11 protein-coding genes are annotated in these 14,504 nt (G+C 60.9%); 9 read left to right on the forward strand and 2 right to left on the reverse strand.

What is annotated here, in order from left to right; all coding sequences use genetic code 11:
* The first annotated feature begins 267 nt into the window (after positions 1-267).
* From ACEN93_RS17980 to ACEN93_RS17995, 4 genes are read left to right on the forward strand one after another with little or no spacing between them, the layout of a single operon-like run.
* A complete protein-coding gene (locus ACEN93_RS17980) occupies positions 268-933 on the forward strand; it encodes an amino acid ABC transporter permease (RefSeq protein WP_074689410.1) in 666 nt (221 codons plus the stop codon).
* Complete coding sequence (locus tag ACEN93_RS17985) at positions 914-1,573, forward strand: amino acid ABC transporter permease (protein ID WP_007952770.1); 660 nt, start codon at positions 914-916, stop codon at positions 1,571-1,573. The genes ACEN93_RS17980 and ACEN93_RS17985 overlap by 20 nt, the downstream gene beginning before the upstream one ends.
* Entirely contained in the window at positions 1,570-2,367 is a 798-nt protein-coding gene (locus ACEN93_RS17990; RefSeq protein WP_103385561.1) for an amino acid ABC transporter ATP-binding protein, read from the forward strand. Before ACEN93_RS17985 ends, ACEN93_RS17990 begins: the two co-directional genes overlap by 4 nt.
* Entirely contained in the window at positions 2,364-3,242 is an 879-nt protein-coding gene (locus ACEN93_RS17995) for a transporter substrate-binding domain-containing protein (RefSeq protein ID WP_011331934.1), read from the forward strand. Before ACEN93_RS17990 ends, ACEN93_RS17995 begins: the two co-directional genes overlap by 4 nt.
* A 151-nt stretch (positions 3,243-3,393) precedes the next feature.
* Here the strand turns inward: ACEN93_RS17995 and ACEN93_RS18000 are convergent, their stop codons facing one another.
* The gene (locus tag ACEN93_RS18000; RefSeq protein WP_163973828.1) at positions 3,394-4,554 is read right to left on the reverse strand and encodes an AAA family ATPase; all 1,161 of its coding nucleotides are present in this window, start codon (positions 4,552-4,554) and stop codon (positions 3,394-3,396) included.
* 144 nt (positions 4,555-4,698) lie between these two features.
* On the opposite strand from ACEN93_RS18000, the gene ACEN93_RS18005 reads away from it, so the two are divergent.
* From ACEN93_RS18005 to ACEN93_RS18020, 4 genes are all read left to right on the forward strand, one after another.
* Positions 4,699-5,802: an efflux RND transporter periplasmic adaptor subunit gene (locus ACEN93_RS18005; protein ID WP_495610332.1), complete on the forward strand. Its 1,104-nt coding sequence runs from the start codon at positions 4,699-4,701 to the stop codon at positions 5,800-5,802.
* A complete protein-coding gene (locus ACEN93_RS18010) occupies positions 5,799-6,863 on the forward strand; it encodes an efflux RND transporter periplasmic adaptor subunit (protein ID WP_074689416.1) in 1,065 nt (354 codons plus the stop codon). Before ACEN93_RS18005 ends, ACEN93_RS18010 begins: the two co-directional genes overlap by 4 nt.
* Positions 6,860-9,925 (forward strand): efflux RND transporter permease subunit, encoded by a 3,066-nt coding sequence (locus ACEN93_RS18015; RefSeq protein WP_495610333.1) that lies wholly within the window; start codon positions 6,860-6,862, stop codon positions 9,923-9,925. Before ACEN93_RS18010 ends, ACEN93_RS18015 begins: the two co-directional genes overlap by 4 nt.
* Before the next feature lie 90 nt (positions 9,926-10,015).
* Entirely contained in the window at positions 10,016-12,268 is a 2,253-nt protein-coding gene (locus tag ACEN93_RS18020) for a glycoside hydrolase (RefSeq protein ID WP_495610334.1), read from the forward strand.
* A 3-nt stretch (positions 12,269-12,271) separates the two neighbouring features.
* Here the strand turns inward: ACEN93_RS18020 and ACEN93_RS18025 are convergent, their stop codons facing one another.
* Positions 12,272-12,898, reverse strand: a complete 627-nt coding sequence (locus ACEN93_RS18025) for a class I SAM-dependent methyltransferase (RefSeq protein ID WP_039764532.1) — start codon at positions 12,896-12,898, stop codon at positions 12,272-12,274.
* 217 nt (positions 12,899-13,115) lie between these two features.
* Here ACEN93_RS18025 and ACEN93_RS18030 point away from each other — a divergent pair, with 217 nt between their 5' ends.
* A complete protein-coding gene (locus ACEN93_RS18030) occupies positions 13,116-14,486 on the forward strand; it encodes a hypothetical protein (RefSeq protein ID WP_052266505.1) in 1,371 nt (456 codons plus the stop codon).
* The last annotated feature ends 18 nt before the right edge of the window (positions 14,487-14,504 follow it).

Consider the following 14,504-nt stretch of genomic DNA (forward strand, 5'->3'; position numbering starts at 1 on the left):
TTATGGGTTTGGCCGGGGGAGTCTGGCCAAAAGCTGTTCGTCCTTGGAGGGCTTTCATGAAAAAAAGATCCGTCCTACAGCGAAAGGAAAAATAGCCTTCTTATTCTGTCGGGGCAAACCCGCAGGATAGTTTTTTCGTGATATCAATATGCTTTAACGGTATTTAAATTCTTTTTCTTATGCCTTTAAAGTCGGTGCCTGCCGGACAGTTACCCGCTGTCCATGGACTGCACCACCGCCGCTTACCGAGCGGCGTCAGGATGTTTCATGACCTTCGATTACGCATTTATCCTCAGCACCCTGCCGGCGTTTCTCAAGGCCGTGGGCGTGACGCTGCAGGTCGGTTTGATCGCCATTGGCACCTCGCTGCTGGTGGCGTTGCTCAATGCGACGATTCTGGTGTTCCGCACGCCTTACCTGCAAAAGCTGGTCGGCCTGTATGTGGAGCTGGCGCGCAACACACCGCTGCTGATCCAGCTGTTCTTCGTTTACTTCGCGTTGCCGGCGCTGGGAATCAAGGTTTCGGGATTCAGCGCCGCGATCATCACCATGACGTTTCTCGGCGGCGCCTACCTCACTGAAGTGCTGCGCGCCGGCGTCGATGCGGTGCCCCAGGCGCAGCTTGAGTCCGGTCGCTCCATCGGTTTGTCCCACGGCCAGTTGCTGCGCTACGTGATCCTGCCGCAGGCGGGAATCCTCAGCCTGCCGTCGCTGTTCGCCAATTTCATTTTCCTGCTCAAGGAGACCACCGTGGTCTCGGCCGTGGCGGTGCCGGAAATTCTCTACACCACCAAGAGCTACATCGCGCTCTACTACAAGACCTATGAAATGCTCGCCGTGCTGACGCTGATCTGCGTGCTGCTGTTCCTGCCGCTGTCGCTGCTGTTGAGCCGTCTGGAAAGGAGGCTCCAGCATGGCCAGTTCGGGTCTTGAACTGCTCTGGGTGTCGTTGCCGCAACTGGCCAAAGGCGCCGGGCAAACCCTGTCGATCTCGTTCCTGAGTATCGCCATCAGCACCGTCGGCGGCGTGCTCTACGGCGTGCTGCGCACGCTCAACGTGACGTGGCTGAACGCGCTGCTGCGGATCTATCTGGAACTGTTCCGGGCGATCCCGGTGCTGGTCTGGTTGTACCTGCTGTTTTTCGGCCTGCCGATTTTCTTCGGCCTGAGCCTGCCGAGCTTCTGGTGTGCGGTGCTGGTGCTGTCGCTGTGGGGCGCCAGCGAGGTCGGCGAAGTGGCGCGCGGTGCGCTGCATTCGTTGCCGCGCGGGCAGCGTGAAGCGGGGCTGTCGATCGGGCTGAACGCGGCGCAGCTCTACGGCTATGTGCTGCTGCCCCAGGCGCTGAAACGCATGACACCTCCGACCATCAACGTCTACACGCGGATCATCAAGACCAGTTCGCTGGCGGTGCTGATTGGCGTGGTGGATGTGATCAAGGTCGGTCAGCAGATCATCGAGCGCACCTACGAATCGGTGCTGATCTACGGCGCGCTGTTTCTGTTTTTCTTTTTTATCTGCTACCCGCTGTCGGCCGCCTCGCGCGTGCTGGAGCGGCGCTGGACGCAAGCATGAGCGCATTGATCGAGTTTCAGGGTTTCAACAAATTCTTCGGCGAACAGCAGGTGCTCAAGGGCATCGACCTGCAAGTGAAATCCGGCGAAGTCATCGTCATCCTCGGCCCCAGCGGCTGCGGCAAAAGCACCCTGCTGCGCTGCCTCAACGGTCTGGAAACCGCCCACAGCGGTCACCTGAAGTTCGCCGGCCGTGAATTGCTGGACAAGGCCACCGACTGGCGCGAAGTGCGTCAGCAGATCGGCATGGTGTTCCAGAGTTATCACCTGTTTCCGCACATGAGCGTGCTCGACAACCTGCTGCTCGGCCCGCTGAAAGTGCAGAAACGCGAACGCCGCGAAGCACAGCAACAAGCCGAAGCGTTGCTCGAACGCGTGGGCCTGGCGGACAAACGCGACGCCTTCCCGCGCCAGCTCTCCGGCGGCCAGCAGCAACGCATCGCCATCGTCCGCTCGTTGTGCATGAACCCGCGGGTCATGCTCTTCGACGAAGTCACCGCCGCCCTTGATCCGGAGATGGTCAAGGAAGTGCTGGAAGTGATTCAGGGCCTGGCCCGCGAAGGCATGACCCTGTTGATCGTCACCCACGAAATGGCCTTCGCCCGCGCGGTGGCCGATCGCATCGTGTTCATGGATGGCGGGCGCATCCTTGAGCAGAACCCGCCCGAGCTTTTCTTTACGAACCCGCAAACCGCACGCGCGCAGCAGTTCCTGGAGAAGTTCTCCTACGTCGAAGCGCTGACTTCAACGACTTCGCCCACAACGTCTCAAACCAAGGAACTGGAACTGCCATGAAAACTGCCAAAGCCTTATTCGCACTACCGCTGATCAGCCTCGCGCTGTTGGCCGGCTGCAACAAGACCGAAGAACCGGCCAAGCCGAAAGTCGCCAGCGAAAGCACCGCGCCGGCCGGTTACCTGGACAAGATCAAGGCCCGCGACAAACTGATCGTCGGCGTGTTCACCGACAAGCCGCCGTTCGGTTTCGTCAACGAAGCGGGGCGTTACGTCGGCTTCGATACCGATATCGGCCGTCAATTCGCCAAGGATCTGCTGGGCGACGAAAACAAGGTCGAGTTCGTGGCCGTGGAGCCGGCGAGCCGCATTCCGTTCCTGCAAAGCGACAAGGTCGACCTGATCCTCGCCAACATGACCGTGACTCCGGAGCGCAAGGAAGCGGTGGAATTCACCAACCCGAACCTGAAGGTCGCGGTGCAGGCGCTGGTGCCCCAGGGCAGCGAGGTGAAAAAACTGGATGACCTGGCGACCCGCACCACCATCGTCACCACCGGCACTACCGCCGATATCTGGCTGACCAAAAACCATCCGGACTGGAAACTGCTGAAGTTCGAGAAAAACTCCGAGTCCCTGCAAGCCCTGGCCAACGGCCGTGGCGATGCCTACGCGCAGGACAATCTGGTGCTGTTCAGCTGGGCCAAGCAGAACCCGGGCTACCGAGTGCTGGATGAAAAACTCGGTGCCGAAGCGCCGATTGCGCCGGCGGTTAAGAAGGGCAACATCGAATTGCGCGATTGGGTGAACGCGGAGTTGGCCAAGCTGGGGGAAGAGAAATACCTGCTCAAGCTGTATGACCAATATGTGCGTAAAGAACTGAGTGATGACACCAAGCCTGAGAGCGTGATTGTCGAAGGCGGGAAGTGGCAGGGTTAACTCCCTGGTAGATGATCGTTGATCGTTCCCACGCTCCGCGTGGGAATGCAGCCCGTGACGCTCCGCGTCACTGGACGCGGAGCGTCCCCAGAGGCATTCCCACGCAGAGCGTGGGAACGATCAGGTACGGTGTGGGAGCGAGAGTGTGAGGCTAATCAGGCCAATTCCACGCAGGCTCATCCAGAACCCTCTGCCCGACGATCCCGGTCTGGCCGAGGGTCTTTTCCAGCACGATGCAATTGCATTCCGGGTCTTCCTGCAGCGCCGAAATCAATCGCCGGGCATGGGACACCACCCACACCTGACACTGCTCCGACACCCGGATGATCAACCGCGCCAGCGCTGGCAACAGATCCGGATGCAGGCTGGTTTCCGGCTCGTTCAGCACCATCAGCGATGGCGGGCGTGGCGTCAGCAGCGCGGCGACCAGCAGCAGATAGCGCAACGTGCCATCCGACAGTTCCGCCGCCGACAACGGCCGCAGCAATCCTTCCTGAAAGAACTCGATAGCGAAGCGTCCGCCTGCCAGCGGCGCAATGCTCAGCCGTGCACCGGGAAACGCATCGCTGATCGCCGCCTGCAGCGCCTCGGGATCGCCGATCTCGCGGATGGTCTGCAACGCCGCCGCCAGATCGCGCCCGTCGTGATGTAGCACCGGCGTGCGCGTGCCCAGTTGCGGCTGGCGCACCGGGGCGTCGGCGTCGCTGCGAAAGTGATCGTAGAAGCGCCAGCGGCGGATGAACTCGCGCATCTGGAACACTTCCGGCGAGGTGCGCAGGCTGCCGACCTGATCGAACAGGCTGTCGAAGTTCGGCGTGTGCTGGGCCAGCACGTCCCAGCTGCGACCCTCACGGGTGCGGATCATCGGCCCGTCGCGATCCACCAGCAGGCTGGCCGGACGATAGAGCGGTCCGGCCCAGATGCATTCCTTTTTGATTTCCGGGTCGAGGGAAAAGAACGAAAGGCTCGGCTCCGGCAAGCCCAGGGCGATCGAATAGCTGAAATCTTCCCCGGCAAAGCCCAGGCGCAGGCGTTTGACGCCCTGGCGCACGGTGGACTGGATCGGCACCTCGCCGTTGCGCATGCGCCGGCTGATGGTTTCCGGCCCGGCCCAGAACGTCGAGTCGAGCCCGCCCTCACGGGCCAGCGCATTGACCACGCCGCCCTGAGCGGTTTCCGCGAGCAACCGCAGCGCCCGGTACAGGTTGGATTTGCCGCTGCCGTTGGGGCCGGTGATCAGGTTCAGACGGCCCAGCGGAATCACCAATTTATTGATCGAGCGGTAATTGGCCACCGCGAGGGTCTTGAGCATGAAAATCCTTCTTGAGTGCCCCGAAATCCGGGTCAGGATACTCGCTGCACAGAAATGCATATATCGCCCGGACGAAGGTTGAACCCTGTTCTAAGCTCACAGTCGTATCGTCACTTGCACGTTCGTACACAGGAAGGAGTCTGCATGGCGAGTCCCGGATTGAAAACAGCGGTCATGCTGAGTCTGCTCGCTTTATTGAGCGCATGCGGCGAGAAAAAGGCCCCCGCCGAATACCTGCCCCGGGTCTTCGTGCAGGAGGTCAACCCCGCCAATTACGCCGCCGCCGTGACTCTCACCGGCGACGTCCAGGCCCGCGTGCAGACAGAACTGTCGTTCCGGGTCGGCGGCAAGATCATCCAGCGCATGGTCGATGTCGGTGACCGCGTCTCGGCCAGACAAGTGCTGGCCAAGCTCGATCCGAAGGATTTGCAGACCAACGTCGATTCCGCACAGGCTCAGGTAGTGGCCGAGCAGGCGCGGGTCAAACAGAGCGCCGCCGCGTTCGTCCGCCAGCAGAAACTGTTGCCCAAGGGCTACACCAGCCAGAGCGAATACGATTCCGCGCAGGCTGCATTGCGCAGCAGCCAGAGTGCCTTGAGGGCAGCGCAGGCGCAGTTGGCCAATGCCAAGGATCAATTGAGCTACACCGCGCTGATCGCCGATGCGCCCGGCGTTATAACCGAGCGCCAGGCCGAAGTCGGCCAGGTGGTTCAGGCCACGGCACCGATTTTCAGCCTGGCCCGGGACGGTGACCGCGACGCCGTGTTCAACGTTTATGAATCCCTGCTGGCCGAACGGCCGGCGGAGCGTTCGATTGTCGTCAGCCTGCTCGACAACCCCGCCATCAAGACCACCGGCACCGTGCGCGAAATCACCCCGGCGGTGTCCGCGCAGTCCGGCACGGTGCAGGTCAAGGTCAGCCTCGACAGCCTGCCGCAGGGGATGCAGCTGGGCTCGGTGGTGAGCGCCACGGCCAAGGGCACCGGCAAGTCGGCCGTTGAATTACCGTGGTCGGCGCTGACCAAGAACGTCAGCGATCCGGCGGTGTGGATGGTCGACGACAAAGGTGAAGCGCAGTTGCACAACGTCACCGTCAGCCGCTACCTGATCGGCAAGGTCATCATCAGCGAGGGCCTCAAGGGTGGGGAAAAAGTCATTGTCGCGGGTGGGCAGTTGCTGCATCCGGGCATGAAGGTCGAAATTGCCGAAAACACCTACAAGGATCTGCAACCGGGAGCACAGCCATGAAGCGTCTGGGGCTGTTATCCATTGGCGTGTTGCTGGCCGCCTGTTCGAAAAGCGAGCCACCGCCGGAACCAGTACGGCCGGTGTTGTCGGTCAAGGTCGAAGCGATGAGCGAGGAAAACCTCGGGCGTTTCGCCGGCAGCATTCAGGCGCGCTATGAAAGCAACACCGGTTTTCGTGTCGGCGGGCGCATTGCCAGCCGTAACGTCGATGTCGGCACCGAAGTGCAGAAGGGCACGCTGCTTGCCACCCTCGATCCGACCGATCAGCAGAACCAGTTGCGTTCGGCCCAGGGCGACCTCGCCAGGGTTCAGGCACAACTGATCAATGCCCAGGCCAATGCCCGCCGTCAGCAAGCGCTGTTCGACCGTGGTGTCGGCGCGCAGGCACAACTGGACATTGCCATGACGGACCTGAAGACCACTCAGGCCTCGCTGGATCAGGCGCGCGCGGCGGTCAACCAGAGCAAGGATCAACTTGATTACACCCAGCTACGCTCCGACCACAAGGCGGTGGTCACCGCGTGGAACGCCGAGGCCGGACAAGTGGTGACGGCGGGCCAGCAGGTGGTGACCCTGGCACAACCGGACATCAAGGAAGCGGTGATCGATCTGCCGGACACCCTGGTCGATGAGATCCCGTCCGACGTGGTGTTTCTGGTGGCCGGGCAGCTCGACCCGAGCATCAACACCACGGCCACCCTGCGCGAGATCGAACCCCAGGCCCAGAGTGCCACGCGCACCCGCCGCGCACGGTTGACCCTGGCCAATACGCCCGACGGCTTCCGCCTCGGCACGGCGATCAGCGTCACCCTCAGCTCGGCGATCAAGCCGCGTATCGAATTGCCTGCCACAGCATTGCAGGAGGTCGACGGCAAACCGCGAATCTGGGTCATCGACACCCAAAGCAAAACCGTCAACCCGCGCGACGTCAGCGTGATCAGCCGCACCGACAGCAGCGTGGTGCTCGCGGGGGGCGTGAAGAACGGCGAGCGCGTGGTCAGCGCCGGCGTCAACAGTCTCAAACCCGGACAATCCGTAAAACTTGACGAGGACAGTCAATGAAAGGCTCTTTCAATCTCTCCGAATGGGCCCTCAAGCATCAGTCTTTCGTCTGGTATCTGATGTTCGTCGCATTGCTCATGGGGGTGTTCTCCTACTTCAATCTGGGGCGCGAGGAAGACCCGTCGTTCACCATCAAGACCATGGTGATCCAGACCAAATGGCCGGGCGCGACCCAGGAAGAAACCCTCAAGCAGGTCACCGATCGCATCGAGAAAAAACTCGAAGAACTCGATTCCCTCGACTACGTGAAAAGCTACACGCGCCCCGGCGAATCGACGGTGTACGTGTACCTGCGCGACACCACCAGCGCCAAGGACATTCCGGAAATCTGGTACCAGGTGCGCAAGAAGATCGACGACATTCGCGGGCAGTTTCCTCAAGGGATTCAGGGGCCGGGATTCAACGACGAATTCGGTGATGTGTTCGGCTCGGTGTACGCCTTCACCGCCGACGGCCTGACCATGCGCCAGTTGCGCGATTACGTGGAACAGGCGCGGGCCGAGATCCGCAATGTCCCGGGGCTGGGCAAGATCGAAATGATCGGCCAGCAGGACGAAGTGATTTACCTGAACTTCTCCACCCGCAAACTCGCGGCGCTGGGCATCGATCAGCGTCAGGTGGTGCAGAGCCTGCAGTCGCAGAACGCCGTGACTCCGGCCGGTGTGATCGAGGCGGGCCCGGAGCGGATTTCCGTGCGGACTTCGGGCCAGTTCGCTTCGGAGAAAGACCTGGCCGAGGTCAATCTCAAGCTCAACGACCGCTTCTATCGCCTGGCCGACGTGGCCGACATCACTCGCGGTTACACCGATCCGGCCACGCCGGAATTCCGCTTCGACGGCAAGCCGGCGATCGGTCTGGCGATTGCCATGCAGAAGGGCGGCAACGTTCAGGAATTCGGCAAGGCCCTGCACAAGCGCATCGATGAACTGACCGCGGATCTGCCGGTTGGCGTGGGTGTGCACACGGTGTCCGATCAGGCCGTGGTGGTGGAGGAGGCCGTTGGCGGCTTCACCAGTGCCTTGTTCGAGGCAGTGGTGATCGTGCTGTTGGTCAGCTTCATCAGTCTCGGTGTGCGCGCCGGGCTGGTGGTGGCGTGCTCGATCCCGCTGGTGCTGGCGATGGTGTTTGTGTTCATGGAATACAGCGGCATCACCATGCAGCGGATTTCCCTTGGCGCTCTGATCATTGCCCTCGGCCTGTTGGTGGACGACGCGATGATCACTGTGGAAATGATGGTCACGCGCCTGGAAATGGGCGAGAGCAAGGAGGAGGCGGCGACGTTCGCCTACACCTCGACCGCGTTCCCGATGCTCACCGGTACGCTGGTGACGGTCGCCGGTTTCGTCCCCATCGGTCTCAACGCCAGTTCTGCCGGCGAGTACACCTACACGCTGTTCGCGGTGATTGCCGTGGCGATGATCGTGTCCTGGATCGTGGCGGTGTTCTTCGCCCCGGTGATCGGCGTGCACATTCTCAGTACCAACGTGAAAGCCCATGAGGCCGAACCGGGGCGCGTTGGTCGGGCGTTCAATGGCGGTTTGCTGTGGTGCATGCGCAATCGCTGGTGGGCCATCGGCATCACCGTGCTGTTGTTTGTGCTGGCGGTGTTCTGCATGCGATTTGTGCAGAATCAGTTCTTCCCGTCCTCGGATCGACCGGAAATTCTGGTCGACCTCAACCTGCCGCAAAACGCCTCGATCGACGAGACCCGCAAGGCCGTCGACAAGCTCGAGGCCACGCTCAAGGGCGACGCGGACATCGTGCGCTGGAGCACCTACATCGGTCAGGGCGCGATCCGTTTCTACCTGCCACTCGACCAGCAATTGCAGAACCCGTACTACGCGCAACTGGTGATCGTCAGCAAAGACTTTGAAGCCCGCGAGGCTTTGAGCCAACGCCTGCGCGAACGGCTGCACAAGGATTTCGTCGGCATCGGCAGCTACGTGCAGGCGCTGGAAATGGGCCCGCCGGTAGGGCGTCCGATCCAGTACCGGATCAGCGGCAAGGACATTGACCAGGTGCGCAAGCATGCCATCGACCTGGCGACTGAACTGGACAAGAACGAGCACATCGGCGAGATCATTTACGACTGGAACGAGCCGGGCAAGGTCCTGCGAATCGACATCGCCCAGGACAAGGCGCGCCAGCTTGGGCTGTCGTCCGAAGACGTGGCGAACCTGATGAACAGCATTGTCAGTGGCGCGCCGCTGACCCAGGTCAACGATGACATCTACCTGATCAACGTGGTCGGTCGGGCGGTGAACTCGGAACGCGGTACGCCGGAAACCCTGCAGAACCTGCAGATCGTCACGCCCAACGGCACGTCGATCCCCTTGCTGGCCTTCGCCACCGTTCGTTATGAGCTGGAGCAGCCGCTGGTGTGGCGCCGTGACCGCTTGCCGACCATCACCATCAAGGCGTCGGTGCGTGACGAGATTCAGCCGACCGATCTGGTGAAACTGTTGAAGCCGTCCATCGACGCGTTCGCCGAAAAACTGCCCGTTGGCTACAAGGTCGCCACCGGCGGTACGGTCGAGGAGAGTGGCAAGGCCCAAGGGCCGATTGCGAAAGTGCTGCCGTTGATGCTGTTTTTGATGGCGACGTTCCTGATGATCCAGTTGCACAGTGTGCAGAAGCTGTTCCTGGTGGCCAGTGTCGCGCCGCTGGGGCTGATCGGCGTGGTGCTGGCGCTGGTGCCGACCGGTACGCCGATGGGCTTCGTGGCGATCCTCGGGATTCTGGCGTTGATCGGCATCATCATCCGCAACTCGGTGATCCTTGTGACCCAGATCGACGAGTTCGAGCGCAAAGGCTACGCGCCATGGGATGCGGTGGTGGAAGCCACCGAACACCGGCGCCGGCCGATCCTGCTGACCGCCGCCGCAGCGAGCATGGGCATGATCCCGATCGCCCGGGAAGTGTTCTGGGGGCCGATGGCCTACGCGATGATCGGTGGGATCGTGATTGCGACCCTGCTGACGCTGCTGTTCCTGCCGGCGCTGTACGTGGCCTGGTACAAGATTCGCGAGCCGAAGAAGGACGCTGCGTCATCGGCACAGTGAGTACGCCTGTTACATATTTGCGAAGGGTCTGACTTACAGCATCGGAGTATTCGGTTACCGTCCCTTCTCCTCCAGGAGAAGGGATGTCTGATGCTTACCGTTACCTTCTGGCTGCGCGTGTTATTGCTGATTGCCGGTTTGAGCCTGCCGTCCCCGTCACAGGCCGATACGGTATTGGAGAACTTGCTTTGGCGCGTGCAACTCGATCCGGCAACGCTGGCTGTTCGTATCACGCGTGCAAACGGTGCGACGGTGCAGGCCTCGGCGGGCGTTGCCGCGCATAAGGTCAGCCACTTGAGCAGACGGGGTGATCGCATCGATTGGCAATGGGATGACGGAGCCTGGACCCTCAGTGCCGCGCTCGATCAACGTGATCTGTCCTTCTCGATCACGGCGCGTGAGCCCGCAGAACTGGAATTTTTGCGCCAACCCGCCAGCGCGATGGGCAAGGGACTGATCTGGCCCCTGGCCGAGGGGCACTATGTGCCGCGAGGCGATCGGGTGTGGCAGGCATTCCTTTTGAGTCAGGGCGAATTCAATACCACTCAGGATCTGAGTCTGCCGCTCTGGGGTGTTGAACAGGATGGCTTCAGCCTGCATTGGCTGATGACCAATCCCTTCAACAATCGGCTGTTGTTCAGTGCCCAGGGCAAGGCTTTGGCACTGTCCGCGCGGCATCGCTTCACTTCGCTCGATCCGTCCGCGCCATTGACGTTCACGCTGTTTCTCGGGGCGGCGGACCCGCTGGCTGGCGCCAAACGCTACCGGCAATGGCTGATCGATAACGGTCGCTATGAAACGCTGAGCAGCAAATTCGAGAAAACGCCTCAGGCGAAGCGGCTGCCGGGCGCCAGTCATCTGTATCTTTGGGGCAACGATCTGCTGGGGGCCAAGGATGTGCGCAGCTGGCCCGTGCTGCTCGACACGTTGCGCGGCAGCGGCTCACTGGCCCGTGAGCTGAAAACGGGGATGGACCGTGAGGCGTTGCAGATACTTGCCACTGGCGGGGAGTTGAGCGGCTATCAGAAAAAAGTGCTTTTACGCAGTCTCAACCACGCCCTGAATACCCTTGCACGCAAGACCTGGCAGGCCCGAGCGGTGCCGGACATGCAGGCTCTCGTCAAAGGTTACGCTGAAGTACGCGCGAAAGTGGCAGCCGATCTCGGCGACGCATTGATTCCCGAGCCGGAGCGATGGGGCAGCACTCTGTCACTGGATACGATCAAGCAATTGCAGAACGCCGGACTGTCCCGTTTGTGGTTGGGACTTGGTGAGGGCTGGGAAGGCGGCCTCTGGCACCCCGAGACGATCAAGGCGGGCGTGGCGGCGGGCTATCTGATCGCGCCTTACGATTCCTATGAGACGGCGCTGAGCCGCAGTGAAAATCCTGACTGGACCACCGCACACCTGGGGGACAAGGCGAATCTTGAATGCGCAATCGTGAAGAGCGATGGAACGCTGAAAAGCGGCTTCCAGCAATCGGGGCATTACACCGATCCCCGGTGCGTGCGCCCACTGCTTGAGCGACGTGTGACGGCCATTCGGGATGCCGCCGGTTTCAATAGCTGGTTTCTCGATGCCTATGCCACCGGGATGCTGTTCGACAGCTACCGTCCCGGGGCAACGATGACCCAGGCACAGAATGCCGAGGGCAACATCGGAGCATCACGCTGGATCAATGAAGTGCTTAAGCTGCCTGCCGGTTCGGAGGATGGCAACGCAACGACCGCGCAAGGCGTGCTGTTCGCCCATGGGATGCAGACCCCGGTGATCGGTTGGGGCGACGTCGAAATGAGCAAGAACACCAAGTCCAGGTATTTTGCAGGCAAGTGGTATCCGCCTGAGCAGCCGGAGGTTTTCTTCAAACCTGTGCCGATCAAGGAATCTTTGCGGCGTATTCACTTTGATCCGGCCAGTCGTTTGCCGTTGTATCAGGCGGTGTTCCATGGCTCGGTCATCACGTCCCACCATTGGCTGTTCGATAGCCTGAAACTGACCAATGTACGGGCAGATAACGAACTCGCTCAGTTGCTCTACAACGTCGCGCCGCTGTATCACCTCAGCGCCGACACTCTGGCGCAACGCATACCGCTGATTGCCCGTCAGGATGCTTTTTTCCGTCCGTTGCATGAACGTCTGGCGCCCCAGGCGCTCACCGGTTTCGAATGGTTGAGCGAAGATCGGCTGGTGCAGCAGACAGCCTTTGAAGACGGCACGCAATTGCTGGCCAATTTTGATGTGCAGGGGCGCGAAGTACAGGGCCAGACATTGCCCGCACGGAGCATCACCGTGCGCTCGCCCGAGCAAGCGCCAGCTTACTTTCAGGTTGAGACAGGGCCCTGAGTCTCAGGTCTTGCGCCAGACACTCGCCAGCCAGGGCTGCTGCTCACGCGGCAGCCCCGCTGGCCGGTAGTAATGCTCCAGCTCGACAAACCCGGCAGCGGTCAACAACCCGCGCCATGCTTGCAGATCGTGATACGAGCCATAACGCGGCCCGTTCCAGCCCTCACGGTTATCCCCGCGCGGATTGGAACTGAACAGCACGCCGCCCGGTTTCAATGTCCCGTGCAGTTGTTTCAAGACCCGGGGCAACTCCTGCAACGGCACATGAAACAGCACCGCATTGGCGAAGATCCCGTCGAAGCGTTCTGCCGGCAGATCCAGCTTCAGAAAGTCCTGACACCATACTTCACAGCCACTGTCATCCCGCGCCATCTGCGCGAATTTCTCCGCGCCGTCGAGACCGACGGCGACGTGTCCCATCCGGGTGAATGTCTGCAAATCCCGCCCCGGCCCGCAGCCGAAATCGAGGATGGAAAACGGCGCGTCACCCTGGATGTGCCGCAACAGGGCGTCGATGTTCTGGCTGACATCGTGATCGCGGGTGCCTTCACGAAAATCCTCGGCCACCGAATTGTAGTGGCCGAGGGTGGTGGAGGTGATCTGCTCAAGGTCGAGAGGATTCTGTTTCATGGTCGGGCTGCGGTGGCAATCGGGTTATCGGAATATACGCCATGCGTGCGAGGCCTGTGAGACCAGGGATCCGCAATGAGGTCGGTGTCGATGTCATAACTATTTACCGCACGGCGTGTTCGGGCGACTGCTGAAATAGCGCCCGTGCGATAGATGGCTGTCGCGTTGTCTGCCCTTTTCAATCAGGAGGGACTCACTTGGAAAAACAGGATTTCCCATGATCACGGGTCGCAAAACCACCGTTACCTCACCGCCCCCTCGTTCTGCGACGGACACGACCTTCAACCGCTTGCGGCCTGGCAGGACGCATTCGATCGACGAGCCTGCGGTGAAGGTGTCACGAGTTGCACAACCAGTCGCCGACAGTCAGCCCGGGCTCCCGATATTTTCCGATCACATCACGACCAGTCCGCTGCCGCTTGTTGAAAGTGCTTCCATTCAATCGGTGCTGCCATCGCTGAACAACTACCGATTGACACTTCCCGCTCAATTGCCAGCGGCCGACGCCAAGGGCATCAGGCACTTCAAGGGGCGCCAGTTCGTCGACATCGCACCGGGCGAAGTCGTGCAGATTCGGCAGGACGCGACAACAGGCGAGTATCGCGCCACTTTATCGTCCGAAGGGGTTGCATCAGGACCTGCGCTGGTACTCGATCGTCGGACGATGATCTGGAAGCCGGTGCACGCTTCGATTCTGTCCGACATCAGTAACGTCATGAACACCCGGACAGACGCGCCGGGAAAATTCTACGAGGGCCGCGATGACCGGTTCGAGCAACGGGTTTCCGAGTCCGTAACCATTGTCGCGCGCGGTCTGGGACAGTTTTCCCCCCAGCATTCAGCCATTTTGCGTTCGGAGCTTGGAAGGGCGCAGGGAATGTTCTCCGATGCAAAGGACTGCATCGGGGCGAACTATGTCGAGACCACAGAAGTATTGCAGGGGTACTTCGGTCAGCATTATGAACTCGTCAGGGAGCGACTCGGCGATTGCCTGTCGCGGGGCGAGGCGCTGTCCAGGGAGTATCAGGGACCGTGGGGGCAGGACAAGTTCGTGGGCGTGGAGTTTGACCCGGATCGCAGGGCCCGGATGTTCACACTCGACTTCCATGGCCGGTTCTTCATCAGCCAGAATCTCATCGAGCCAGGGGGATTTGCGGCTGTTTTGGGCCACGAAATGATGCACACCAACCGGATCAATCGATTCAAGAGCGTAGGGCCCGGTGCAGTGGATTTCTTTTACCTGGATGTCCTGATGGGAAAAGCACTGGATCGTCCCGTCCCTGCCTACGACATTGCCGAGCGCGGTGTGTCCGAGGTCATCATGCAGGGTGGATTGACGGTGGCGTATCTGAACGGCTTCACGAGTGACCATGACAGCTTCATCGCTGGAGTCGCGCAGGCTTTGGGGGTTTCGGATGCGCTGGATGTTCAGAGTGCCGTTGAGCTGTTCAACGCCCATCCGACGGTGCGGACACAGATGGCTTCGAACAATGCCGACAGCATTGTTTATGCTGCGAAAAGCCTGCAGCAATTGCATCTGGCGAGAACGGCCGACAGCCGCTTGATGAGCAGTTTGTTGGTGAGCTGAACCCTTGGCCCGGCAAGG

It is taken from the genome of Pseudomonas sp. Pseusp21, from assembly GCF_059492145.1.